We start from the raw sequence: 26,228 nt of genomic DNA on the forward strand, positions 1-26,228 counted from the left end.
TGGTGTCAACGTTAAAACAATCGTTTATTGTGCGTTTAATTCGATAATTCGAATAACGACTTCTGTCGCTTTAACCATCGATTCAACTGCGACAAATTCAAATCGTCCATGCATGTTTTCCCCGCCAGCGAAAATATTTGGTGTAGGTATTCCCATGAAACTGATTTTCGATCCATCTGTCCCCCCACGAATTGGATGAATAAGTGGTTTAATATCTAAGTCTTCCATCGCTTTTTTGGCTAATTCTACGGATGTCATATCTTTTTCAATCACTTCAGCCATATTGTAATATTGATCAAATAATTCAAGTTTAATTGGGCGGCTAGGATACTTCTCATTGATTTTTGCAACCGCATCTTCAACGAATGTTTTACGTTGATTAAATAACTCACGATCATGATCACGAATAATCATACTTAATTTAGCTTCATCAACTGTCCCCGTTACATCAGCAACATGATAAAATCCTTCTAAACCTTCAGTTTGTTCAGGCACTTCATTTTCAGGTAGTAATTGCATAAAATCATTCATAACAGTGATTGCATTCACCATTTTCCCCTTAGCCGTACCAGGATGAATGTTTTTCCCCGTAATCGTTAATGTAGCTCCAGCAGCATTAAAACTTTCATATTCTAATTCTCCAACTGGTCCGCCATCCAATGTATAAGCAAAATCAGTAGCAAAGCCTTCAGCATCGAAGTGATCGGCTCCACGTCCAATCTCTTCATCTGGACCAAATGCCACACGTACTTTTCCATGCTTGATTTCAGGATTTTGAATGAGATATTCCATAGCAGTGATAATTTCAGCTATTCCCGCTTTATCATCTGCACCTAAGAGCGTCGTTCCATCTGTTGTGATTAATGTTTGCCCTTTGTACTTCAATAAATTTGAAAAATAAGCCGTCGTCATTACGATGTTCTGTTCTTTATTCAATACGATATCTTCAAGATTATAATTTTCGACAATCTGAGGAGACACATTAACTGAATTAAAGTCAGCTGTATCAACGTGAGCAATAAAACCAATTGTTGGAACATCTTTATCAATAGTTGATGGTAATGTTGCTGTTACAAAAGCATTGTTAGGATCTAATATTACTTCCGTCATCCCGATTTCTTTCAGTTCATCTACCAATAAATTCAATAAATCGAACTGAATTGACGTTGATGGAATAGTTGGACTATTCACATCTGAACGCGTATTGATTTTTGCATATTTAATTAAACGATTTTGAGTTTTTGTAAAAATTGACATTAAAACACTCCATTCTATTATTCGTAAGAAAAAGGATTGGTATTCATTTGACTAGCTGTGACTGTGATATTCCAATGACGTTCATTAACCAGTGCTTGCAAATCCTTAGTTAAGCCTGGGACAAAGATTGATTCTATATAATGACCTGCATCTATCGTCATAAAACCTGTCTCATAAAAATCATGGCCCTGGTGATAAGAGACGTCCCCAGTAATGAAGACATCCACATTATTTGCCAGAGCTTCATGCATAAAGCTAGATCCAGCTCCGCCAACAATGCCGATTACCTGATAATTTTCTTTTGGTTCTTTCTCAATAACTACTAGTTGTTGGCGCTGATACTTCTCTTTTAAGAAAACCAGCAACTCCTCTCGAGTCATTGCTTCTTTCAAACGTCCTACTCGACCAATTCCTGGATTCTCAGGTTCTTCATGAGTGACTAACGATTGTATATCCACTAACTCTAGCTGCTGCGCTAACCAGTCATTCATTCCATTATGGGCTGCATCAAAATTTGTATGCATTGCAAAGACATTGATGTCATGTTTTATCAAGTCAGCGTACATTGCAATATCAGGTTTATTTAAATCAAATCTTTGAATAGCCTTAAAAAGCGGCGGGTGATGCACAATAATCGTGTCAATCCCTTTATTAATTGCTTCTTCTACAACATTTGGTCTGATATCTAAACTAACCATCACATTATTAACGCTAGCATCTAAACGCCCAAAGTGTAAACCGTTTTGATCCCAGTTTTCTGCAAGGAATTCTGGATATACAGCGTTTAATTCATTGGTTAAATCTTGTAACTGGATAATATTATTTGACACGGACTAACTCCTCCCTAATCATCTGAATATGGTTTTCCATTTCAATTAGTTTAGTATTCGTCGCATCTCCTAATCCTTGTTTCATCGAGGCATAAATTTTCTTTTGACTTTTTAATTCACGCTCCCACTTTTCAACAAAAGAAGGACTTGTTTCTTTTAAGTTAAAGGGTCCAAAGATTCGTTGACGGCGGCTTAGTATTTGTTGTTGCCCAGAAACAAATTCTGCAACTATAATTTCATACATACGGTCATTATCCTCGACAACCTTCTCATCTCGAATAATAAAATGATGTCTACTTAACCATTCTCTTAATTGAGGTTCAGCCATGTTCGGTTGCAGTACAAGGATTGTATTTTCTTTGATAACTTCTAAGCCAGCTTCAAGAATATTACGAATTAATATCCCTCCCATCCCACAAATTGCAACGACATTAATTTGATCTTCAACACTAACCACTTCAAGACCATTGCCTTTTCTAACCTCAATTGTTTCTGTTAAACTTTGTTGCTGAACTTCTTTAATGGCAGATTGATAAGGCCCTTGCACAACTTCACCTGCTACTGCAAAAGAAATTACATCATTTAATGCCAAATGACAGGGTAAATAAGCATGGTCACTTCCTATATCTGCTAAACGGATTGGTTCAGTTCCATACTGTTTAATAAAATGCGCGACATGTTCTAAGCGCGGCGATAATTTTTCAGAATTCATTGTCTCACCTCATTACATTATGTTAGTTAATTTATCAAAAAAAACCGAACATATCTAAGAAGAGCATACTTCTCAATTCAAATAAATTGTTAACATCACTCTTTAGCGTGAGTAACTGCTAACCTTTTGAATTCAGTCGTTACATGCAACGCTTCTTTTGAAATGTTCGGTTAATCATTTTTTATTCTAAAAAGTCTTTTAATTGTTTAGAACGGCTTGGGTGGCGTAATTTACGTAACGCTTTTGCTTCGATTTGACGAATACGTTCGCGAGTTACTCCGAATACTTTGCCGACTTGTTCTAAAGTGCGGATATTCCCATCATCTAAACCAAAACGTAGACGCAATACGTTCTCTTCACGATCTGTTAAAGTATCTAAAACATCTTCTAATTGCTCACGCAATAAAGCAGAAGAAGTAAATGTTTCTGGACTCATTGCTGCTTCATCCTCAATGAAATCACCTAAATGAGAATCATCTTCTTCACCAATTGGTGTTTCAAGAGATACAGGTTCTTGGGCAATTTTAAGGATTTCACGAACTTTTTCAGTCGGTAAATCCATTTCCGCTCCGATTTCTTCAGGCGTAGGTTCTCTTCCTAAATCTTGAAGCAATTGACGTTGTACCCTAACTAATTTATTGATTGTTTCCACCATATGAACTGGGATACGAATCGTACGCGCTTGGTCAGCAATTGCACGGGTGATTGCTTGACGAATCCACCAAGTAGCGTAAGTTGAGAATTTGAATCCTTTCGTATGGTCAAATTTCTCAACTGCTTTCATTAAGCCCATATTGCCTTCTTGAATTAAATCCAAGAATTGCATACCACGGCCAACATAACGTTTAGCAATTGACACTACCAACCTCAAGTTAGCTTCAGCTAATTCTTGCTTAGCTAAGTCATCATTTTCTTGAATTCTAATCGCAAGTGCAACTTCTTCTTCTGCATTTAAAAGAGGCACACGTCCAATTTCTTTCAAGTACATTCTTACTGGATCACTAACTTTTACTTTGGATGCAGCCGCTTTTGAAGCAGCACTCATCTCTTCTTTTTTAGACTCTTTAACATCCTCAGCACGAACCATTTGTTGTTTCGTCGGACCACCATCGTCACCGACAACTGAAATCCCACTATCTTCAATCTCTTGAATAAGTAAGTCAATTCCTTCTGATTTAAGTGCATAAGGACTTGCGATTTTTTCAGTTAATTCATCATAATGAATTTGACCCAGTACTTTCTTATCAGCAATTAATTTCTTCGTTGCTTGTTTCACTGTTAGTTGTAATGCTTGTTTTTTAGTATCTGATACTTTAGCTTTATTTTTTTCTTCAGACATTAAAAATCCCCCTTTTTAACGTTTTTTCAACTGTCGATTTAAACTCATAATACGATTAATCACTTCGTTATTTTCAGTATACTTCTGTTCTTTACGGTATTGTTCTGATTTTTGTCTTAACTCTTTAATTTCTAAGTGTATAAACTCTTCATTAATCACACGTAAACAATCTTCAATAATTTCATCTGCATAACCTAAGGGATCACTTTCCCAAATTAAAGTTGTCAGAAAATGATTGAGTTCCGTATCTTGAATTTTATCTACAATCCCAGTTAAAGGCATTTTATTCCCTTGATAATAATAATCTTGTAATTCAAAGTAAACAGCTTGAGCCGTTTCGTGAAACATGATAATCGTTTGATTTTGACTATTTAAATAATCCCAGGCTTCTTGATAATAAATTAAGCACGCAATTAAATGTTTTTCACTTTGGTATGCTCTTGCAGATTTTACTTTGAGTACGGTTGGCGCTGAAGATAAACTATCTACTTCATAATTCGATTCAAACTCTTCCTCCGGTGGAGGTGCCCCCCAAAAATCAGGCGAAGCTAATTCCGTTTCTGTTTCAATAGGTTTTGGCTTATATGTAGATTGTTCATTAACCGGCTTATCCAATTGATTATGTCGTGCTCGAGCAAGTTGTTCTAACAGTATGCTCTCACTTAAATGATATTGTTCAACAATATCACGAATCCTTAATTGTTGTTCAATAGGTGATTTAATTTCGGAAATTAATTGAATAAGTCGTTCGATATAAGCGGCTAGTTGTTGATCATCACTCACATCAAACTCTTGTTTTAAGTATGTGCGGTAAAACTCAAATCGTGTATCTGCTTGATTAATTAATGTTTGAAAGCTAGCCGCTCCCTTTTGCTTAATCCAATCATCTGGATCAAGTTTATTTGGAATATGGATACTTTTAAACAATTGTTTGTATTTATTGGAAAGATCGAAAGCTCTTGCCGTTGCTTTCTGTCCAGCTTCATCACCATCAAATACAAAGATGATTTCGTTAGCTAATTTACCTAATTGTTTGATATGGGCATCTGTCAAACTCGTTCCCATTGTAGCAACTGAGTGAATATAGCCTGCTTGATTTAAAGCAATAACATCCATATATCCTTCGCATACAATGACCTGATTTAATTGTCTAATTTTAGGTCTTGCAACATCTAAATTATATACTAAATCAGTTTTATGGAAAATATCTGTTTCAGGTGAATTTAAATATTTAGCTGGTGAGGAATTTGTTAACGTATCATCGTAAACACGTCCTGAGAAACCAACTACTTCTGCTCTTGCATTTCTTAAAGGGAAAATAATTCTCCCACGAAAACGATCCACAAGACTCCCTTGACTATTCTCATAAAAGATTCCACTGGAAACGAGTTGTTCTTTCGTATAATTCTCTTGTGATAAGTATTGTAAAAGCACATCGGAATTTAATGGTGCCACACCCAGTTGAAAAGTATCTAATGTGGCTTCTGTCATATCTCGATCAGTTAAATAATTAAGTGCTTTTTCACCATTAGTGGTGTTTAATAAATAATAATGATAAAAGTCATTCACTTTTTTATGGATATCATAAAGAAGTTGATGTTCTTTTGAATGACCACCTGCATCGCTGTTAAGAGTGTAACGTTCATCGAGTGTTACATTAGAAAATTCTGCAGCTTTTTGAACAGCGGCAACAAAATTAATTCCTTCTATTTCTTGTAAAAAACCATAAACATTTCCACCGCGACCACAACTAAAACACTTGTAGATTTGCTTGCCTGGATGGACTGAAAACGACGGATTACGGTCTTCATGAAAAGGACAAGAAGCTGAATAATTTGTCCCCTTTTTGGTTAATTGAACATATTGATTAATTACATCAACAATATCTGTTTTCTGACGTATGTCTTGGATGACTTCTTCAGGAATATAACTCATTGAAATCACCTTTTCTAAATTTATACTGCCTCTTTTGTGACTGGAGGCTTAGCAATGAATAATAAAATGGCTCCGATGATAAATTGTACAATAAGTGCAAATACACCTTTCAACGAATCATCCGTTAATTGAGCCACAATACCAAGTGCTGTTGTCCCTAGAACCGAACTAAATTTTCCGAAGATATTGTAAAACCCAAAAAATTGATTCGTATTCTGACTAGGAATCATTTGTCCGAAGTATGATCGACTTAATGATTGAATTCCCCCTTGGGCAGTTCCAACTAGGATCGCTAAGAAAAGAAAATCATTAAACGTGTCTAAACCTAACGCAATAACACAAATGACCATATAAGTGGCGATACCAACAAACAACATACTCCGTGTTCCAAATTTTTTGGCTAACACGCCGTATAAAATAGTACACGGAAATGCAACAACTTGAACGATTAATAACATAATAATCAGTTGGTCTGCCGATAAGCCTATATCTGTACCAACAGACGTAGCCATCTTGATGATGGTACCTACTCCGTCAATATAGAAAAAATAAGCGATTAAAAATAATGAAATATGTTTATACTTTTTAATTTCACTTAAGGTTGAGCGAATCGACTGAATCGTTGATTGAAATAAATTGCCGTCTTTTTCAGAATAGGACTTTTGTTCAACATTCATCCAATAAGGAATTGTGAAGCCAAACCACCAGACAGCTGTTAACATAAATCCAATATTAACAGTCGTTCTAGCGTCAAAAAAGCCACCTAACTGAAACACCATAAAGATTAAGAAAGGAATCACACTTCCAATATATCCAAAGCCGAAACCAGCGGAACTAACTTGATCTAAGCGGTCACGACTTGTGACGTCCATCAAAGACCCATCATAAAAAATATTTGCCATTCCAAAACCAATGGCTGATACAGCATATAATAAGAGTAAGCTCATCCATCCACTACTTGATACAAACATCATACTAAACACAGCCATTATTCCTAACATCGTACCTATTGTGAATAAAGGCTTCCTAACTTTAGGATAATCTGCGATAGTTCCTAAAAGTGGAGCCAGTAACCCAATTAAGACGGTGGCTGTTGAATTGGCGTAGCCAAGATATGCGGTAGAATCAGAGGCCCCTATACCTGCAGCGTCTGTAACAGATTTATAGAATATTGGAAATACAGCTGTGGTAATCATTAACGAATAAACCGAGTTAGCCCAATCTTGAAATATCCAACTCCACTCAGTTTTGGTAAACTTTTTAGATATCGTTTTTATCATTTAAAGTCTCCTTTTAGATAGTTAAATGAATCTAATCAGCAAGTTGATCTTCAATAATGTCCCATATATCTTCCGAACCTTCTCCGGTTTCAGACGAAATATAGAATAAAGCATCTATAGAAGGCAAATCCAATGCATTTTTATACATTGAGAGTTGCTTATTTAATTGGCTTTTTTTTATTTTATCTAATTTAGTTAAAACAATGGCATAAGGTATTTCAGCATCATCCGCAAAATCTTTCATTGCTTTATCCAAATCAGTTGGCTCGTGGCGAATATCCATTAATAGTAATAACAAACGAATATTATCTCTATTCAGAATGTAATGCTCAATCATTGAACCCCATTTAACTCGTTCAGTTTTTGATACTCTGGCGTAACCATAACCAGGTACATCGACAAAACGAAACTTATTGTTAATATTGTAAAAATTTAAAGTTTGAGTTTTTCCAGGTTGTCCAGACGTACGAGCTAATCCGATTCTTTCAATCATTCGATTAATAAAAGAAGACTTGCCAACATTTGAACGTCCAGCTAGTGCTATTTCCGGTACGGAATCAACAGGGTACTGATCAGGTCGAACAGCACTAATTACTAGTTCTGCGTGTGTTACTTTCATAAAACTCACCTCTTAGTTTAAGAAATCTTTCGGTTCTCTTCATTGTAATAATTGGGTTCACTTTCCCCAATGACATTCTCGCGCGTGATAACAATCTTCTTAACATCATCACGATTTGGCACTTCGAACATCACATCTAGCATAACTGCTTCAATAATAGATCTTAAGCCACGCGCGCCAGTTTCGCGACGAATTGCTTTTTTAGCAATTTCAACTAATGCACCCTCTTCAAACTCTAATTGTACATCTTCTAATTCAAGAAGACGTTGGTATTGTTTAACCAATGCATTTTTAGGTTTAGTTAGAATATTAATTAAATCATCTTCAGTCAATTCTTCTAATGAAGCCATTACAGGTAGACGTCCAATAAATTCTGGTATTAAACCAAACTTCAGTAAGTCTTCCGGTGTAATTTGTTGCATATATGATTTAGTATTATCCACTTGACTGTTTGTGCTTCCAAAACCGATTACTTTGCTCCCAAATCTTTCTTTAACAATCGTTTCGATGCCATCAAAAGCACCACCAACAATAAATAGAATCTGACTTGTATCTAATTTTAGGAAATCTTGGTTAGGATGCTTTCTTCCACCTTTAGGTGGAATATTAGCTTCTGTCCCTTCTAATATCTTCAAGAGAGCTTGTTGGACACCTTCACCACTTACGTCACGTGTAATTGAAGTGTTTTCTCCTTTTCGAGAAATTTTATCAATTTCATCAATGTAAATAATGCCTTTTTCTGCTCTTTCTAAATCATAATCAGCTGCTTGAACTAATTTTAATAGAATATTCTCAACGTCTTCACCTACATAACCTGCTTCGGTTAGGGTGGTAGCATCTGCAATTGCAAAGGGAACATTCAGAATTCTAGCTAAACTTTGTGCTAGGTAAGTCTTACCAGAACCAGTTGGTCCTACCAAACAGATATTACTTTTGTGTAATTCAATATCATCTTCAAAATCCACATCATGGTTCACACGTTTATAGTGATTATAAACCGCTACTGAAAGAGTTTTCTTCGCTTCTTTTTGCCCAATCACATATTGGTCTAAAGTCGCCATGATTTCGCTAGGCTTTAAGATATTAATTGGCTGCTCTTGTTTATCATGCTTCAATTCTTCATCAATGATGCTTTTACATAATTCAACACACTCATCACAGATAAATACATCTGGACCAGCGATAATTTTATTTACTTCTTCTTGTGATTTACCACAAAATGAGCAAAAATAGTCATTTATTCTAGGCGTTTTCTTAGCCATACGACTACTCCTTTCTAATAATTATCACTTGTGACTTCTCATCACAAATGATAAAAAAGGGATGCAATTAGCCCGTGCCTTCACATGTGACTTTTGCATTCCCTCTTATAGTATTATAATTAGTATTTGAACCTAATTATCTTATTTTTCTTCAACTGAGTCAACAATTAAGCTCATTGCTTTTTTCAATCGAACATCTGCTTCTAACATATCTGTAGATACAAATCCACGGACTTGTTCAACTTCCATGTTGTATTGTGCAGCTAATGATTCTACTTCAGCATTGATCTCATCTTCAGAAATTTCAATAGCTTCTGCTTCTACGATAGCTTCAAGAACTAAGTTAGTTTTTGTACGTAATTCAGCTTCCTCAGCATATTGAGCTTTTAAATCATCTTTAGATTGACCTGAGATTTGGTAGAACATTTCTTCGTTGATTCCTTGACGTTGTAAGTTGTTTAAGAAATATGACATTTGACGTTCAATTTCTTGATCAACCATTGCTTGTGGCAATTCAACGATTTCAGCGTTCTCAACAGCTTGACGTAAAGCTAAATCTTCAACCGCTTCTTTAGCGTTTGCTTCTTTTTCTTCTGTTAATTGAACACGAATTTTATTTTCTAATTCTGATAATGATTCAACTTCTTCATCAGCGTCTTTAGCAAATTCATCATCTAAAGCAGGTACTTCTTTTGCTTTAACTTCGTGAACTTTAACTTTAAACACTGCTTCTTTGCCAGCTAAATCTTCAGAATGATATTCTTCAGGGAAAGTTACAACTACGTCTTTTTCATCTTCAGCTTTTGTTCCGACTAATTGTTCTTCGAAACCTGGGATGAATGAGTTAGAACCTAATTCTAATGAATGGTTATCGCCTTTTCCACCTTCAAAAGCTTCTTCGCCAACGAAACCTTCGTAGTCAATGACAACTGTATCGCCAGAAACTGCTTCAGAGTCTTTAATAACTAATTCAGCTAAAGCTTGACGTTTAGTTTCGATTGCTTCGTTAACTTCTTCGTCAGAAACTTCACGGTCTTGTTTCTCAACAGTTAACTCTTTGTATTGACCTAATTTTACTTCTGGTTTAGTAATGACGTGAGCATGTAATACCCAAGCTTCACCTTTTTCCATTTTTTCGATATGTACTTCTGGTTCGATAACTGGTTCAACACCAGACTCTTCAATTGCTTTTCTAAAAGCATCTTGTAATAGAAGATTTAATGTATCTTCATATAATGCTTCTTCACCGTAAACGTTGTTAAAAATTTGGCGTGGTACTTTACCTTTACGGAAACCTGGTACAGAAACAGTTTTTTGAACTTTCTTAAATGTTTTATCTAAACCTTTTTTTACATCTTCTAATGGGATTTCAAAAGTTAATAATCCCTCGTTTGTTGCGTTTTTTTCGAATTTTACAGACATGTGTCTTAACCCTCCAACACTAAATATAGTTTACATACTAGTATAGTTTACCGAATTTATCATGTTTTGTAAATGATTTTAGTGAATTATTGTGATATCCGTTGTTTTTTTCAATAATTTGCTTTGAATTAGCTTATTTTAGCGTATACTTAAGAGTAATTCACACAATAGTAACAAATTGTTCATTTTTTATTCAATAATAATTCTGTATAATGGATGAGAGGAGTGAATTTATGTTGAACTATCCTGCTGGTCAAACACCTGGCCGTACTTTTCAGCCAAGTGCTCGTCCAAAGAAGAAAAATAAAAACTATGCAAGCCGCGGAATGTCTCTGGAGGATAAATTGAATCAGAGTAACGAGTTTTATTTACATAACGAACTTGCCGTCATACATAAGAAGCCTACTCCTATTCAAGTAGTTAAAGTCAATTACCCTCATAGAAGCGCTGCTAGAATAACTGAGGCTTACTACAGAAATGCTTCCACTACAGATTACAATGGTGTTTATAAGAATCATTACATTGATTTTGAAGCTAAGGAAACAACAAATAAAACCAGTTTCCCATTAGCTAACTTACCAGAACATCAGCGAGTGCATATGCGCCAGTGTATAAAACAGGGAGGACTTTCTTTTTTGATTGTATCATTCAAAGTTCACCAAGAAGTATATTTATTACCTTTTCAGAAAGTTGATGAATTTTTACAATCTTCTGATAAGCAAAGTCTTACCCATCAGTGGATTAAAGAAAATGGCTACCAATGCAATATTGGTCTATTCCCACTAATTGATTATTTACCCGCAATCGATGCCTATATTAAAGATAGAATATGTTAAACCATCGATTGTTTGAAAGGAAGAGATGAATGGTTACAGGAAGTCGAGTTGAACGTAAAAAATATCAGAATAACAATAAACGTTCTTCTAACAGGAACCCAAAGAAAAAAAATAATAAACATACGGCCAGAAAATGGATAAAGCGAGTGGTTATTCTGCTTATTACCCTTTTCTTTTTAGCTTTAATGGCTGGAGGTGGATTGTTTGCTTATTACGCAATGAATGCTCCAGATATCACTGAATCCGACTTGCGTGGTCAGATTTCAAGTAAAATATTTGATCGTGACGGTGAATTAGTTAAGGAACTCGGCGGTCAGAATAGGGACTTGATGGCTCCAGAAGAAATTCCAGAGCTATTAAAAGATGCGGTGTTAGCAATTGAAGATGCTCGCTTTTATAGTCATAAAGGAGTAGATCCAATCCGAATCGTAGGGTCAGCCCTTGCAAACTTACAAGCTGGTGAAATTACTCAAGGCGGGAGTACAATTACTCAACAACTCGTCAAACTCTCAGTTTTCTCTACGGATTTCCAAGATCAAACACTTGAGCGTAAAGCACAAGAAGCATGGTTATCCCTTGGCTTAGAACAAGAGTACTCTAAAGATGAGATTCTCACGATGTATTTAAACAAAATGTTCTATTCAAACAATACATACGGTGTAAAAACGGCCGCTAAAAATTTCTTTGGTAAAGAAATTAAAGAAATCAACTTAGCAGAAGCTGCCCTTCTTGCTGGTATTCCACAAGCACCAAGTGACTATGATCCATACAGTTTCCCAGAAGATGCCAAAGAAAGACGTGATTTAGTCTTATCGGTGATGTTAGATCGAAAATTAATTAACCAAGAACAGCACGATGAAGCGTTAAATACATCGATTGATTCAATGCTAGTACCTCTTAACACGGACTCACTGGCTCAATATGATTTAACAATCGATTCTTACATTGACATGGTCAGTCAAGAAGTTCAAGAAAAAATGAATTTAAATATATTTACTGATGGTGTCGAAGTTTATACGAATTTAGACATGTCTGCTCAGAAAAAATTATATGAAACAGTAAATGATAATTCTGCCGTTATTTTTCCAAACGACCGCGTTCAAACTGCTGTCTCAATTATAGATGTTGAAACCGGACAATTAGTTGCAGTAATCGGTGGACGTAATCAAGAAGTTGCCTTCGGATTAAACCGTGCGAACACGGATAACCGTAGTGTCGGTTCAACAATTAAACCTTTAATTGATTATGGTCCTGCTTTTGAATACTTGAATCATTCAACTGCTACAACAATCGTCGATGAACCTTATACTTATAGTGAAGGCATACCACTTTATAATTTCGACTTTGATTATAAAGGTCAAATGACTTTAAGGGAAGCACTCGCAGGTTCACGTAATATTCCTGCATTGAAGCTGTTACAGGAAGTTGGCATGGATAATGCTTACGCTTTTTTACAAAAGTTAAATATTAATATTACTAATGATAAAAACAATCGTGAATTAGTGGAATCTAACTCGATAGGTGGCGAAATGACACCAATTCAATTATCTGCCGCTTATGCAGCGATAGCTAATCAAGGTGAATTTATTGCACCCTATACTGTCAATCGAGTAGTGACAGCAGCTGGAACTGTACAGGAATTCACTTCTACACCCAGACAAGCTATGAAAGATTCAACAGCCTATATGTTGGTTGATATCTTGAAAGGCGTTCCTGGACCATTTGCTGCTGCTGCTCAAATCGAAGGCTTACATCATGCTGGTAAAACAGGCACAACAGATTATGGTAGCACAGAACTTGAAACATTAGGTTTAGATAACGGTACGTATGCTGCACGCGATGGTTGGTATGCTGGTATAACACCCAAGTACTCCATCGCCACTTGGATTGGTTATGACGATCCTATGGTTCAAGGCAATCAATTAACCTTAGAAGACACGAGAATTCCACAGGAAATTTATGCAGAAATGATGTCCTTTATGATGCAAAGCTCGCCTAATATTGACTGGGTAAAACCAGATAGTGTCGTTGCAGTAGAAATTGAGAAATACTCAAGTCCACTTCAATTACCAGGTCCGTATACGCCTGCTGAAATGCGTTCAACTGAACTGTTTGTTAAAGGCTCTGAACCAACACAACAATCCTTATATTATGGTCGATACATGAATCCTCCCTCTTGGTTCGATGCGAATTACGATGAAGAAACTAAGAGTATCATTGCCCAATGGGGTGCTTTAACTGATAATGGCGCTTTTGAGTTAAGTTTAAATGGAGTGGTTATTTACACTGGTAGCGGTACAACATTCTCAGTCCCAGTTGAAGGTGACGGTGAGTATGTTCTACGCTTAAGAATTGTCGATGGTAATAGTTCTTCTGATACATTGGTAGTGACTTTAACACTAACAACTAACTCAGAAGAAACAGACTCTTCCGAATCAGAATCGGAAGAATTACCACCGGATGAAACAGAGTCGACACCAACAGATCCAAATGAGTCGCTTCCTCCGGAATCATCCGAACCTGTCGAGACGGCCCCCCCTGCCTAAGCGATTACACCATCTAATTAAAAATAGAACAGACTAGTTAAAGGCTATAAAATGCCTTTATACTAGTCTGTTTTTACTTTATATGCCTCTTTTCTAGAGAGCCCCCTTCAAAATAGGGTCGGTTGTATACTTAAATAATGATATAACAAAGTTAATTATCTGGTTTCCAATCATAGAGTGGGATTTCAAAATGATCATAGCGATTGTCCTTTTTAGGGGGCATCGCTTTACTCTGTTGTTTCTGTTGGAATCGTTCACTTTCTTGTTGAGCCTCGTTAACTGTGCGAATATTTTTCTTTTCCCACGTCAATAAGATACGGTCGATATATTTCAAGCTGAGAGCTTGATGAATAACGGCCTCTTTAAGTGCATATTTAATCAACGCTGGCTGATAATTATCTTGAGATACCCAGGTATTTAAAGTTTCGAGTTCCAATGGCGTTAACATACGACCAAATTCATTTTCAAAGGCCATCACTAAAGATTCTGTTTCCTTAAATGTTTCATCTTCTGTTTGTTTCGCTTTTGAAATTTGAGCAGTCGTTTGTTGCCCAGCCTTCTGAAAATACTTCTCGTCAAGTTGTTCGAAAAATGGTCTTAAACTATAATGATCTGTTTGTTTACCATTTCTATCTGGTACTAATTCGATGGATAAATAATTTTTATCCATTAATTGATTTAGTTCACCGAATAACTTGCCGCTTGTCCAACCTAATTGATTGGCAATTTTTGTAGTTTCTTCAATCGATTGACTTTGGTTCATTTGAGATAATAAATAAAGCACTAATAACATTTCGTCTGAAGTCAGGTTTAACTGATGGAATCGATTAAAAAGTATGTTCGGGACCATCGTAAAACCTTCTTTCATCCAATCGTAAGCAGATGATTTCATGGTAAGCTCCTTTCAGTCGGTTTGAAGTGTCTAAAAAAACAATTGGCTGACGAAGCAGACAATTGTTTTTTAGACACTCTCGTTTGTAATTTTATGTTATGGGTATAAACGGTTTAATAGACGTGGGAATGGCGCTGTTTCACGAATATGTTCAATTCCTGTTAACCAAGCAACTGCACGCTCTAACCCAATTCCGAAACCTGAGTGAGGTACTGGACCGTATTTAGATAAATCAGCATACCATGAGTAAGCTTCTGGATCTAAGCCATAATTTTCGATGTTTTTAATAATGTGATCGTAGTCAGCAATTCTTTCTGAACCACCAATAATTTCCCCATAGCCTTCTGGTGCGATCATATCCGCACATAAGACCGTTCTTGGGTCTTCAGGGTTTTCTTTCATATAGAAAGGTTTAATGTCTTTTGGATAGTGTAGGATAAAGATAGGTTGTTCATATTGGCTTGCAATGAATGTTTCATGTGGAGAACCAAAGTCATCGCCCCATTTAATATCATCAAAACCATTAGCATTCAATAATTCAATGGCTGCTGTATATTCAATTCGTGGGTATGGTGTTTGAGTATATTTTTCTAATAATTCTACATCACGCTCAAGAGTTTTTAATGCGATTGGACAGTTATCAATAACGTTACGTACAACAAATGCAACGTATTTCTCTTGTACTTCTAAACTCTCAGCATGCTCAACGAATGCCATTTCTGGCTCCATCATCCAAAATTCGATTAAGTGACGTCTTGTTTTTGATTTTTCAGCACGGAAAGTTGGTCCGAATGAGAATACTTTTCCAAATGCCATAGCAGCTGCTTCTAAATAAAGTTGACCACTTTGCGATAAGAAAGCATCTTCATCAAAATATTTCGTGTGGAACAACTCAGTTGTTCCTTCTGGAGAACTTCCAGTTAGGATTGGTGGATCTACTTTAATAAAGCCGTTAATATTCATGAATTCATACGTCGCACGTATAATTTCATTACGTACTTGCATAATGGCATGTTGTTTTGAAGAACGTAACCAGAGGTGACGATGATCCATTAAGAAATCAGTTCCGTGTTCTTTTGGAGTGATTGGATAATTTTCACTTTCCCCAAGTAATTCGATTCCCTCAACCAATAATTCATAACCTAAAACTGATCGTGAATCCGCTTGGACAGTACCTTGTATACGAACGCTTGATTCTTGATGCAATGATTTTGCTAATTCGAAAATATCCTCAGGCACTTGATTTTTTAATACTACCCCTTGGAAATAAGCTGAACCATCACGTAGTTGTAAAAAGGCAATCTTTCCACTGCTTCGTTTGTTGGTTACCCATGAGTTAATCATAACTTTTTGATCCACATATTGTGCTGCTTGTGACATTGTAATTGTTTCCATAAGTCCTCCTTGAAAATAAAATTAAATATTTGATATTGTTTTAACCCAACGACCAGTTGACGCATCGATGTAAAAATACGTTAATGTATTATTCTCATTTTTTAACGTCACTTCCCAAACTGGCTTATTTTCTAATAAACCTAAGCGCGTTTGGATAATGTTCATCAACGATGTTTCATTCATTGCGATGTCACTGGCGTCTTGTTCAGAGATGATTTCATTTTCAGCATAATACTGAATATCGCCACCCTCTTGCCCAACAATTGCAAAATGTTGTACGCCCTCTTCATCAATAAAATCTAAACTAAAATAAGTATTATCAGTTGTCATCCAATAAAACTTATTTATTTTATCTACTGCATAATCAAATTCAACTAAGCTGATAGTTTCTTCTTCTGCTTGATTCACACGGGCTTGGCTCTGCATAAAGACACCAAGAATGCTCATCAGCAAGATTAGAAAAATCGCTGTTAAAACTGAGACTGTTTTTCGATTCAACAGCTAACCTCCTCTATCGTATTGTCGTTCCTTATCATACCATATTTTTTAGGTCGATTTACTGACTAATTTCAAAATTTACTAAAACTTCTAATTGTTCACGAACTTGTTGTGAATAATATTTCGTATAAACTCTCTCATCAAATAAATAGGCTGTATTGATTTCAAAAGAATCTCTCAAATAGTTCGTAAGGACTTTAAAATCTTGAATCATTTGCGGTAATAACACTTCATGAAAGTCAGTTTCATCTGTTTCTTTTAAATACTCACTCATCGCAAGCATCAAAGAGTTCTTAGGAGAATTAAAAGGTAAGCTACTGATTAGAATATCAAATGTCTCATTAGGAATCCTCCATTGTTCTGTCAGTAAGGCGTTCCAACTTAACGCAACAATTGATGGTTTCATTTCTTGAGCACGCCTTTTAATCTTTTTTAAACTACCACTAACACCTTGTGCATGTAAAGAAAAATGAGTCTTAATCACTTCAGATTTAGACAGAATACGATAGGTCTCTTGCGCAGCCGCCTTACTATTAACAATGATCAATAGATAGTCGGCTAAAGAATCAATATTTTCTTCGATAAATTGACAGTGTAATTTTTCGAATTTCTGTGTAGCTATTGAGTCGTCTGATTCTTGAATAAATTCGATTGGCACTTTTATGTTTAATGGGGCAAGTTGTGATACTTTCGGTAAGGAATAAAAGTAAAAATTATGTAACTGCAGCCATTCGTATGTACCATTATTTTGTAAATAATGTAAGTCACCCGGACTCAAAAAGAGCAATTGCTCAAATTTTCGCAAGTAATTGATATGACTTTCTTCAAGCACCAGTCTTTCTTTAATTAATTCTACATGGAAAAACTGTCCTTGAATATATTCAGCTTTGATTAACCAATAACTCGCTCCATAAGCGTTCGCTATATTATGTCGCAAGGAATGTTTAAGTAATCTAAAGTGATACAACCAATTGGGATCCACTTCTGAAATAGTGTTTTTCAATCGATGATTATCTAATTCAACCAATCTCTCTAAGTCAGAATAGATCGCTTGAATTGTTGCGATTACTTGGCTGAAATACTGACTAGCCGTATCTTTCGTTGAAATAAAGTGTTCAACCTTCGTTTTCTTCAACTTATTCTTAGGTAAACCTTTTAGTAGAAATTGACAATAATTAAAGAGTTCATTGAAGGCTTCGGTAAATTCTTGAAGTTTTTTTAAAAAATGGGATGAGCTAGTTGTTTCCAAGGAATGATATGTTAGTTGATCTATCAGTAAACGGGTGCGAGTAAACCATTCGCTAATTGAAAATTTATCTTGATAAGTCTGTCTAACACGTTTTGTGTAAAAACTTAAATTATCAATTAATAAAGTGCGTTTGAATAGTGCTTGATTCACTCGGTCATAATAACGTGTTAATTCAGATAAGAAACGATGATCCATTAAAATCACTCGCGCCAAGTAGCTTTTTTCTATCATATTTTGATAAAATTGATGGCTTCTGTTCGATAAATATCTTTCAGTGTATTTACTTAACAAAGCTTGTGCACATAATTCTTGATTAAGTTCATCATAGTCACCGTTTTTCGTAAACGATAACCAATTAATAGTAGCAGCGATAATGATAAGTTCTTGCTGATTACTCGATGGCGACGGTTGGTAAATTTCTAATAAACGTTTAAATGCACCGACATGAATAAAATGCCGGGCGTTTTTTAACACAAGGATGTCTTCAGCTGACACTTGATCTTTCAAGAATGATAGCCAATCTTTTAAACGATTAGAACGAGTAACGGCTAAAGCAAAGGCTTGATTCTGATTAAGTAATTCACTAATAAGACTTTGTACTAATTCTTCATTGATTGGTTGTAGGGCATCTTCAACCACTATTTGTTTTTTTTCGTTAGTTTTTTCAAGAATTAATTGAGCAAATTGTTGATTACTATGCCCCACTTTACCTTCGTTTGCAATTGATTTTCTGATGAATGGTGCCTCACTAATCGCATCCTGATTCAATGTAAATAAAGAAGGTTGATCAAACAATTCGATTTCTTCATTCGGTAAAGCTTCGACGAAAGGACGCATATTGAGTAACACACCCTTAGGTAGATCTTGAACTCTCATCGCTAAGTGATGCAGTAATTGAGTTGTCAACTGAGCGTCAGCTAAAGCGTCATGCGCATTTTCGAAAAACAAATTGAAATGTTTACTCAAATCATTAAGGTTAAAGCCTGGTGCTTGTGGAATTAGAATTTTAGCTAATTTCACTGTGTCTAACGCTATAGGTTCGAAACTCTCATAACCATGAAGCCTAAAGTTCTCTTGCAGAAAGTTTAAATCCAACGCTAGGTTATGAGCAACAAAAACACAGTCGCGTAAACGTTCATACCACAAGCCCGCTACTTGTTTAAAGGTTGGTGCTTTTAAAACCACTTCTTGATTGATTCCTGTTAGCTGAGAAATATGAAAAGGGATCTCTATTTCAGGATTAATTAGCATATTATGCTCTTGTATAATATGTCCCTCTTCAATAATCACAGCTGCGATTTGAATGATTTGATCGCCCTCTTCTATTCGAGGTCCTGTTGTTTCAATATCAACAATTGCGATTTTTGTCATAGTTTATATCCCTCAATTTCTTGCTAAGCAGTATCGTTGTCTATTTAGATTCTTGGCCATAGTGTTTGATGACATATTCAATCAAAATTCGTTCTTGGTTCACGAGCTGCTTAGTGACGACGAACTGTTCGACGTCACTTAATATTTTGCCTACTAATGGGCCACCTTTTTTCATGCTTAATGCTGTCATGATTCGGCGTCCGTCCAATTGTAATTCATTTCGTTGCTTAATCGGTAATGCATGGTAAATCGTCATTAATTGCTCTGACAAAGCATGCTGATGAACAATTAAAAATTCATAAACTCTTTGAATAATATCGTCAGGATATTGGTAAACAGTCCACGGTTCTAAAGACTGACGGTCGATTGCTTTAAGTAATGACATGCTCGCTTGTACGTCCTTGATGAACTGTTTGCTATGCGTCCATTTTTGTAACAAGTTTTTTATTCTCGTTTCACTTTTAATTCCTGCATGATATAAAAACAAGGTCCAAACAAGACTCTCGTCTCTAGCAATTCCATTTTCAATCATAGGTTTAACAGCCGTTTTGAGCCCTTCAACCCCTTCTTCCACTGGAAGTCCGGCAAAGGGTTCAATGTACTCGCAAAGACCTGTCAATGGCAATAATTGACCATTTAAGTGGAAGTAAGCACCTTGGAAAAACTTACTAACTTCGATTCGAATTCTTTCAATTGAAACATTCTCAATTAATGGAGCAAGTTGTTGCAAAGCTAAAAAAGTTTCGCTCTCAATTTTAAAGCCTAATTGACTGGCAAATCGAATGGCACGCAACATTCTTAAAGCATCTTCATTAAAACGCTCGTTTGCTTGCCCCACCGCCCGAATCACTCTTGCGTTTAAATCTTTTAAGCCCTGATGGTAATCATATAATTGGCCGTGACGATCAAAAGCAAGAGCATTAATCGTGAAATCTCGTCTTAAAGTATCTTCCTCAAGATTACGCACAAAGTGCACTTCGTCTGGCCTTCTAAAGTCGCTATAAGTCCCTTCAGTTCTAAAGGTTGTAACTTCATAAGGAACCTCTTGGTAAAGTACTACAATCGTTCCATGCTCTTTACCTACATCAAAAGTGTGTTTGAATATACTCTGAATTTCATCAGGTGTGGCATTACTCGCGATATCTATATCGTGAATCGGTAAGTTTAATAACGTATCGCGAACACACCCACCAACAAAATAAGCCTCATAACCATGAGACTCAATCGTACTTAAAACCGGTAAAGCCGCCTGAAACAGCTGATCGGATAACTCAATCTTCATCTAGCTCACCTCTAAGTTGCTCTATTTGCTTTAAATAATAGCTGACCTGTTCAAATTGATGTTTATCAAGGGCACCATCTAATTTCTTACTTAATTGTTTAATAGTCGCTTCAATACTTAATCGTTCCAAATGTGCGTTAGTTTTTAAGACTAACTCATCATCTTGCGGCATAAATGGGTTTTCTTCAAAGATATCTAAATGGTAAAGCTGCTGAAAATAATCAGGCGTATTGAATTCTAGATAAAATTTTTGCTGTTCAAATTTAGTACTTAAACGGATGTCATGAAAAGCTTGCTCACACAAAGTGTAGCTCAACTGATCTTTATAATAAACAAAAGGAACCTGTGTATTTTGTTGATATGAAATATAAATCCCTCGGGGAGTATATTTCACATTTTCAGTAAACACAACAGAATTAATGATGTTTGGCTGTGTTTTTAAAAAATTGAGCAAATAAGTGACCGTCGGATTAACATGATGATACTTTTGTAGAATATAGTCAATAAATTGACGCTTGCGTTGGTTATGATTAATCATGTTTTTCCCTACTTTCTATTGATCTTAGTAGACTGGATACAGTGAGCTGGTTTTCAATGAGTCCTAATAGTCTTGTGAGAGTGTCTTTCTCATTTGAGTTCTTAAACTCTTCAACTGCGCTGTGTCATAGATAGAATGTTTATATTTTTCTGCCACTTCAAAAGCTCTCTTAATATCGCCTAATGTTTGGTAGAATTTGACAATGTTAGAAACTAACTCTGATTCTGGTGCCATTTGTTCTAAAGCCAACAGATAAAACTTTTCGACATATTCCATCATGTTTAATTTTTCATAAGTAATCGCAAATAAATAACTCAACACTAGTTCATCTTCGAAAGCACCTGCTAACGTTTTAAGATAGTGTAAAGCATCTTGTGGTTTATCTGTTGCGATTTTATAGCGAACAAGATAACTAATAATTTTATACTGTTCCTCTGCATCATCTGTATACTCACAGTAATCAATCATCTTATTAATCAGTACTTGCGGAAACTCTTGAATTTTATTAGCCGCATCAGCCACTTCTAAAATCGTTTCATGGTAAGATGGTAACGCATTTGCTAACAAATGAATAATATCTTTTAATCCTTCTTTTTGTCCTGTCTCAACGTACAGTTCCATTAAGAGTAAACGTGCATCTAGGAAATCATAATCCATCGCAATAGCTTCAGCAGCATACGTGATCGCTTGTTGAAATTGAAAAGCTCTCTTATAGGCAAGTGCTAGAATAAACGCTTCTTCAGAATTTTCAACTGGTAAAGCTTCTGATAGCATTAGTTTTTCAATTTTTTCAATATCAATGACTTCTTTTGAAATTTCTATCTCGACTAGTTTTAGTCGAATCGTACGTCCATCTACTTGATCTTTAAAATAATCAAATGCTGTTTGATAAAAATACTCTGCTTTATCATAAATGTGATTTGTTAGGTATAACTCCGCTAACTCAACATAAGCTTGTGGCTTTGTCGGAAATTTCTTCACGTTCGCAAGCAATAAATCTTTCGCCTGGTTCATATCTCCTAGCTCAATTAAAATGCGAGCTTCTAAAAGAGACGTTTTATTACGTAAAGGGCCATCTAAACGCTTAATCCAAGCATATGCCTCCTCAAATTGGGCATATTCATAATACGCTTTTGAAATTAAATAAATTATGTTCGAATTTAGTTTAATCTCATATAAAACAGTTAAAATTTCAATTTGCATATCGCGGTAGCCAGTTTGTGCATAGTACTCGGCTACATTTATCAGCTCATTATAAATAATCGGATCAGTCTCTGCTTCAATATAATACTCTTCAAGCACAATCGACAATTGTTCCATATTCTCTAGCTGAGATAAATCTTTCATCATTTGATCAAACAATGACATATGACGCCTCCTTTTTTCAGGTCTGTATTATTATAACATGAACTCGAAGGCTTAAAAAGTTACATAGTCAAAATAATGAGCTTATCTCTATTTTGATAGATTTTGAATTAAATTAGGAAGTACTGACCTCTCAATTTTTTTAGTTTACCAGTAGATTTGTATTTTCTATATTGCTAATTAAAAACTTGGTCACATTTTTGGGGGGGCTAAGTATAAATAACTAGTTAGTTCGATTAAATTTATATCATAAGGAAAATAATATGGATATTTCGCTTTTAAGCAGAAGATTCGTTTAAGCCTACCGTCCCTTTTGTCCCCATTCTCATAAATACCCAAAATAAAAACCCCTAAGGCCTTCCGGCTCTAGGGGTTTTAATCTTAAATTATTTTACAGCGTCTTTTAAAGCTTTACCAGCTTTGAAGCCTGGAACTTTGCTAGCTGCGATTTCAATTTCTTCACCTGTTTGAGGGTTGCGACCTTTTCTTGCTGCACGGTCACGAACTTCAAAAGTACCGAAGCCAATTACTTGTACTTTCTCGCCTTCAGCAAGAACGTCTTGAATTGTTTCAAATAACGCTTCAACTGTTGCTGTAACGTCCTTCTTAGTTAAATTTGTTTTTGCTGCTACTCTTTCTACTAATTCTGCTTTGTTTGCCATCTTAGTATATCCTCCTTTAAAATAGTGCTCTTTTTGAGCAACTTTCTTTTTAATGAAATAAACCCGTGGGTATAATCATCATGGTTATTTCTTTAATAGAATATCACATAAAACTTGCTATTACAATGTTTTACTATGATAACTAGTAATTTAACCAGATTATTTCCGTTCTCTTACGAGAAGTTTTAGAGGTGTTCCGTCGAAATAAAATGCATGACGCAATTGATTTTCTAAGAAACGTTCATAACTAAAATGCATCAATTCAACGTCATTGACAAAGACAACGAAAGTTGGTGGATTGACCGCGACTTGTGTCATGTAATAGATTTTTAGGCGACGGCCTTTGTCTGTCGGTGTAGGGTTCATTGCGACTGCATCACTTACTACATCGTTTAACACTGAAGATTGTACACGTCGATTACGGTTATCGTAAATCATCTCTAATAATTCAGGCAACTTATTTAGTCTTTGACCTGTTAATGCACTAACAAATAGAATCGGTGCAAAAGATAAATATTGAAATTCAGCCCGAATATCTTTAGTAAATTCTTCGAACTTTTTATCTGATTTATCCACAGCATCCCATTTATTTACAACGAGAATAATCCCTTTACCTGCGTCATATGCGTAACCGGCAACTCTTTTATCTTGTTCACGAATACCAGTTTCAGCATCAATTACAACACAGACAATATCACTACGATCAATCGCAGACATTGCTCTTAACACACTATACTTTTCAGTATGTTCGTACACTTTTCCACGTTTACGAATACCCGCTGTATCAATCATCGTAAATTCACGCCCATTTTCACTAGTAAATTTAGTATCTACGGCTTCTCGTGTTGTTCCCTCAATGTTAGAAACGATCACACGCTCTTCCTTTAGAATACTGTTTACTAAACTAGATTTACCAACGTTAGGACGTCCGATAAAGCTAAATTTGATAGAGGTATCCTCTTCTGTTTCATCGCTGTCTGATGGCGCTTGAACCATAATTTCATCAAGTAAATCACCAAAACCAGTTCCGTGTGATCCAGAAACCGGGAATGGATCGCCATGACCTAATGCATAGAAATCATAAATCGCTTGTCTTTGCTCTGGGTTATCTGTTTTATTTACTGCTAAGATAACAGGTTTTTTCGTGCGATGTAATTGGTGACCAATTTCTTCATCAGCATCTGTCAAACCCTCTTGTGCACTAACGAGAAAAATAATAATGTCCGCTTCATCCATCGCGATTTCAGCTTGAAAACGCACTTGATCCATTAATGGCTCATCACTCATTTCAATCCCGCCTGTATCAATCAAACGAAACTCTTTGCCTAGCCATTCACCTGTGCCATAAATTCTGTCACGAGTCACACCTGGATAGTCTGCAACGATCGAAACACGCTCACCGATTAAACGGTTAAATACAGTCGATTTACCAACGTTTGGTCTTCCGACCAATGCTATAGTTGGAATACTCATTCTTCACTCACCTCCGTGATTTTCTTGTTAAATTCTAGAATTAGACAAAACAAGAGACTGACCAAGAATTAGTCAGTCTCCATGCCTTTAAATCCAATTCAAATACTTAAATTAGTCTTGTTCTGACTCTTCTGAGCTTAGTGCGTCAAAAGCATCACCTAACATATCAGCTAATGTGAAACTACCTTCTGATGATGTATCAGAATATGTTTCAGTTGCTGGTTTTTGTTTAGCTCTTGGTTTGCGTTGTCTTGGTGCAGATTCTCTCGCTGCTGGAGCTTCGCCTTCTTCTTGAGCAGGCTTGTCTAACAATGCTTTAATTGATAATGATAAACGTTGAGCTTCTGGATCAGCACTCAATACTTTCACTTCAATTTCTTGACCCTCTTGTAATTTTTCGTGAGGTGTCGCAATGTGCTCGTGAGCAATTTGAGAAATATGTACTAAACCTTCAACAGCTGGGAATACTTCAACGAAAGCACCAAAGCTTGTTAAGCGTTTAACAGTACCTGTTAATACAGATCCTTCTGGAGCTTTTTCTTCGATATTATCCCAAGGTCCAGCTAAAGTATCTTTAATTGATAATGACACTCTACCTTTTTCTTTATCTACAGATAAAACCTTAACATTAACTTTGTCGCCAATTGTTAAAACATCACTTGGTTTAGCAATGTGCTCGTGAGCAATGCGGCTGATATGAACTAATCCATCAACGCCACCTAAATCAACGAAAGCACCAAAGTTAGTTAAACGAGCTACTGTACCTTCAACTACTGAATCTTCTACTAATTCGTCCATTAAAGACTCACGTTTAGCTTCACGTTCTTTACGTGCAATTTCTTTATGAGATAAGATTAAACGGTTTTCGCTTGGCTCAATCTCAATAATAGCAAATTCTAAAGTTTTACCTTTATAAGAAGAAAAGTCTTCTACGAAGTGATCTTCAACCATTGATGCAGGTACGAATCCACGTACGCCAGCGTCAACAACTAAACCACCTTTTACAACATCTTTAACAGGTGCTGTAATAGTTTCGCCTTTATCTGCTTTTTCTTGGATTTCAACCCAAACTTTTTTAGCGTCTACACGTTTTTTAGATAATAAGAAGTTTCCATTCTCTTTATCTTTAATAGGCTTCAACACTACTAATTCAATTTCATCACCAATGTTAACAATATCTGTTAACTCTTCGTAAGGTGCAGCTGATAATTCGTTTGGTGGGATTACACCCTCCAGGCCGCCACTTTCTTTAATTGCAACACGTACTTGATTGTCATCAAAAGCTAACACATCACCTTTAACAGTGTCGCCAACTTTAATATCTAAGACGCTTTCTAAAGCATCTTCCATTGAAGTCATTGTTGCTTCAACCTCTTCAGCTGATTCAACTTCTTCATTTAATTCATTATTCTCTACAAACTCTGACATCTACCAGTTCCTCCTAAGCGATTACCTAAAAATTGTT

Annotated in this window: 21 protein-coding genes; 2 read left to right on the top strand and 19 right to left on the bottom strand. The window is 35.8% G+C overall.

What is annotated here, in order from left to right; all coding sequences use genetic code 11:
• Positions 1–24: 24 nt before the first annotated feature.
• The 9 genes from pepT to tig form a co-directional block, all read right to left on the bottom strand.
• Entirely contained in the window at positions 25–1,251 is a 1,227-nt protein-coding gene (pepT, locus tag ACTQ45_RS03315) for a peptidase T (RefSeq protein ID WP_441750782.1), read from the bottom strand.
• 23 nt (positions 1,252–1,274) lie between these two features.
• Entirely contained in the window at positions 1,275–2,087 is an 813-nt protein-coding gene (locus ACTQ45_RS03320; protein ID WP_441750538.1) for a Nif3-like dinuclear metal center hexameric protein, read from the bottom strand.
• Entirely contained in the window at positions 2,077–2,799 is a 723-nt protein-coding gene (locus tag ACTQ45_RS03325; RefSeq protein ID WP_441750539.1) for a tRNA (adenine(22)-N(1))-methyltransferase, read from the bottom strand. The genes ACTQ45_RS03320 and ACTQ45_RS03325 overlap by 11 nt, the downstream gene beginning before the upstream one ends.
• A 181-nt stretch (positions 2,800–2,980) precedes the next feature.
• Positions 2,981–4,138: an RNA polymerase sigma factor RpoD gene (gene rpoD, locus ACTQ45_RS03330; protein WP_441750540.1), complete on the bottom strand. Its 1,158-nt coding sequence runs from the start codon at positions 4,136–4,138 to the stop codon at positions 2,981–2,983.
• Between the two features lie 15 nt (positions 4,139–4,153).
• Positions 4,154–6,073: a DNA primase gene (gene dnaG, locus ACTQ45_RS03335; protein ID WP_441750541.1), complete on the bottom strand. Its 1,920-nt coding sequence runs from the start codon at positions 6,071–6,073 to the stop codon at positions 4,154–4,156.
• A gap of 20 nt (positions 6,074–6,093) precedes the next feature.
• A complete protein-coding gene (locus ACTQ45_RS03340; RefSeq protein WP_441750542.1) occupies positions 6,094–7,353 on the bottom strand; it encodes an MFS transporter in 1,260 nt (419 codons plus the stop codon).
• Between the two features lie 31 nt (positions 7,354–7,384).
• On the bottom strand, positions 7,385–7,972 hold the full coding sequence (gene yihA, locus ACTQ45_RS03345; RefSeq protein ID WP_441750543.1) for a ribosome biogenesis GTP-binding protein YihA/YsxC: 588 nt from the start codon (positions 7,970–7,972) through the stop codon (positions 7,385–7,387).
• Between the two features lie 17 nt (positions 7,973–7,989).
• Positions 7,990–9,234, bottom strand: coding sequence for an ATP-dependent Clp protease ATP-binding subunit ClpX (clpX, locus tag ACTQ45_RS03350; protein WP_441750544.1), 1,245 nt, complete (start codon positions 9,232–9,234; stop codon positions 7,990–7,992).
• 141 nt (positions 9,235–9,375) lie between these two features.
• Positions 9,376–10,656 carry a trigger factor gene (tig, locus tag ACTQ45_RS03355; RefSeq protein WP_441762960.1) on the bottom strand — a complete coding sequence of 427 codons (1,281 nt, stop codon included), beginning with the start codon at positions 10,654–10,656 and terminating at the stop codon, positions 9,376–9,378.
• 233 nt (positions 10,657–10,889) lie between these two features.
• Between tig and recU the strand changes: the two genes are divergently transcribed.
• Positions 10,890–11,492, top strand: coding sequence for a Holliday junction resolvase RecU (gene recU / locus ACTQ45_RS03360; RefSeq protein WP_441750546.1), 603 nt, complete (start codon positions 10,890–10,892; stop codon positions 11,490–11,492).
• Positions 11,493–11,521: 29 nt separating this feature from the next.
• Complete coding sequence (locus tag ACTQ45_RS03365) at positions 11,522–14,038, top strand: transglycosylase domain-containing protein (protein ID WP_441750547.1); 2,517 nt, start codon at positions 11,522–11,524, stop codon at positions 14,036–14,038.
• 151 nt (positions 14,039–14,189) lie between these two features.
• Here ACTQ45_RS03365 and ACTQ45_RS03370 read toward each other — a convergent pair whose 3' ends face one another.
• The 10 genes from ACTQ45_RS03370 to rpsA all read right to left on the bottom strand — a co-directional run bounded on the left by ACTQ45_RS03370 (position 14,190) and on the right by rpsA (position 26,191).
• Complete coding sequence (locus tag ACTQ45_RS03370) at positions 14,190–14,930, bottom strand: DnaD domain-containing protein (protein WP_441750549.1); 741 nt, start codon at positions 14,928–14,930, stop codon at positions 14,190–14,192.
• A 96-nt stretch (positions 14,931–15,026) separates the two neighbouring features.
• The gene (asnS, locus tag ACTQ45_RS03375) at positions 15,027–16,325 is read right to left on the bottom strand and encodes an asparagine--tRNA ligase (protein WP_441762961.1); all 1,299 of its coding nucleotides are present in this window, start codon (positions 16,323–16,325) and stop codon (positions 15,027–15,029) included.
• A 21-nt stretch (positions 16,326–16,346) separates the two neighbouring features.
• On the bottom strand, positions 16,347–16,823 hold the full coding sequence (locus ACTQ45_RS03380; protein WP_441750551.1) for a PepSY domain-containing protein: 477 nt from the start codon (positions 16,821–16,823) through the stop codon (positions 16,347–16,349).
• 58 nt (positions 16,824–16,881) lie between these two features.
• Positions 16,882–19,443 (bottom strand): exonuclease domain-containing protein, encoded by a 2,562-nt coding sequence (locus ACTQ45_RS03385; protein WP_441762962.1) that lies wholly within the window; start codon positions 19,441–19,443, stop codon positions 16,882–16,884.
• Between the two features lie 40 nt (positions 19,444–19,483).
• A complete protein-coding gene (locus ACTQ45_RS03390; protein WP_441762963.1) occupies positions 19,484–20,725 on the bottom strand; it encodes a CCA tRNA nucleotidyltransferase in 1,242 nt (413 codons plus the stop codon).
• Entirely contained in the window at positions 20,715–21,263 is a 549-nt protein-coding gene (locus ACTQ45_RS03395) for a YpiB family protein (RefSeq protein WP_441762964.1), read from the bottom strand. The genes ACTQ45_RS03390 and ACTQ45_RS03395 overlap by 11 nt, the downstream gene beginning before the upstream one ends.
• Positions 21,264–21,326: 63 nt before the next feature.
• Complete coding sequence (locus ACTQ45_RS03400; RefSeq protein WP_441762965.1) at positions 21,327–22,631, bottom strand: tetratricopeptide repeat protein; 1,305 nt, start codon at positions 22,629–22,631, stop codon at positions 21,327–21,329.
• A 383-nt stretch (positions 22,632–23,014) separates the two neighbouring features.
• Positions 23,015–23,344, bottom strand: a complete 330-nt coding sequence (locus ACTQ45_RS03405) for an HU family DNA-binding protein (RefSeq protein ID WP_441750784.1) — start codon at positions 23,342–23,344, stop codon at positions 23,015–23,017.
• 105 nt (positions 23,345–23,449) lie between these two features.
• A complete protein-coding gene (der, locus tag ACTQ45_RS03410; RefSeq protein ID WP_441750556.1) occupies positions 23,450–24,763 on the bottom strand; it encodes a ribosome biogenesis GTPase Der in 1,314 nt (437 codons plus the stop codon).
• A gap of 111 nt (positions 24,764–24,874) precedes the next feature.
• A complete protein-coding gene (gene rpsA, locus ACTQ45_RS03415; RefSeq protein WP_441762966.1) occupies positions 24,875–26,191 on the bottom strand; it encodes a 30S ribosomal protein S1 in 1,317 nt (438 codons plus the stop codon).
• Positions 26,192–26,228 lie beyond the last annotated feature (37 nt).

This window comes from Fundicoccus sp. Sow4_D5 (assembly GCF_052116365.1).
Classification (GTDB): domain Bacteria; phylum Bacillota; class Bacilli; order Lactobacillales; family Aerococcaceae; genus Fundicoccus.

Coding starts and splice junctions, on each gene's coding strand:
- ACTQ45_RS03325 (WP_441750539.1), bottom strand. CDS start 2,799: ATGAATTCTGAAAAATTATCGCCGCGCTTAGAACATGTCGCGCATTTT.
- rpoD (WP_441750540.1), bottom strand. CDS start 4,138: ATGTCTGAAGAAAAAAATAAAGCTAAAGTATCAGATACTAAAAAACAA.
- dnaG (WP_441750541.1), bottom strand. CDS start 6,073: ATGAGTTATATTCCTGAAGAAGTCATCCAAGACATACGTCAGAAAACA.
- ACTQ45_RS03340 (WP_441750542.1), bottom strand. CDS start 7,353: ATGATAAAAACGATATCTAAAAAGTTTACCAAAACTGAGTGGAGTTGG.
- yihA (WP_441750543.1), bottom strand. CDS start 7,972: ATGAAAGTAACACACGCAGAACTAGTAATTAGTGCTGTTCGACCTGAT.
- clpX (WP_441750544.1), bottom strand. CDS start 9,234: ATGGCTAAGAAAACGCCTAGAATAAATGACTATTTTTGCTCATTTTGT.
- tig (WP_441762960.1), bottom strand. CDS start 10,656: ATGTCTGTAAAATTCGAAAAAAACGCAACAAACGAGGGATTATTAACT.
- recU (WP_441750546.1), top strand. CDS start 10,890: ATGTTGAACTATCCTGCTGGTCAAACACCTGGCCGTACTTTTCAGCCA.
- ACTQ45_RS03365 (WP_441750547.1), top strand. CDS start 11,522: ATGGTTACAGGAAGTCGAGTTGAACGTAAAAAATATCAGAATAACAAT.
- ACTQ45_RS03370 (WP_441750549.1), bottom strand. CDS start 14,930: ATGAAATCATCTGCTTACGATTGGATGAAAGAAGGTTTTACGATGGTC.
- asnS (WP_441762961.1), bottom strand. CDS start 16,325: ATGGAAACAATTACAATGTCACAAGCAGCACAATATGTGGATCAAAAA.
- ACTQ45_RS03385 (WP_441762962.1), bottom strand. CDS start 19,443: ATGACAAAAATCGCAATTGTTGATATTGAAACAACAGGACCTCGAATA.
- ACTQ45_RS03390 (WP_441762963.1), bottom strand. CDS start 20,725: ATGAAGATTGAGTTATCCGATCAGCTGTTTCAGGCGGCTTTACCGGTT.
- ACTQ45_RS03395 (WP_441762964.1), bottom strand. CDS start 21,263: ATGATTAATCATAACCAACGCAAGCGTCAATTTATTGACTATATTCTA.
- ACTQ45_RS03400 (WP_441762965.1), bottom strand. CDS start 22,631: ATGTCATTGTTTGATCAAATGATGAAAGATTTATCTCAGCTAGAGAAT.
- der (WP_441750556.1), bottom strand. CDS start 24,763: ATGAGTATTCCAACTATAGCATTGGTCGGAAGACCAAACGTTGGTAAA.
- rpsA (WP_441762966.1), bottom strand. CDS start 26,191: ATGTCAGAGTTTGTAGAGAATAATGAATTAAATGAAGAAGTTGAATCA.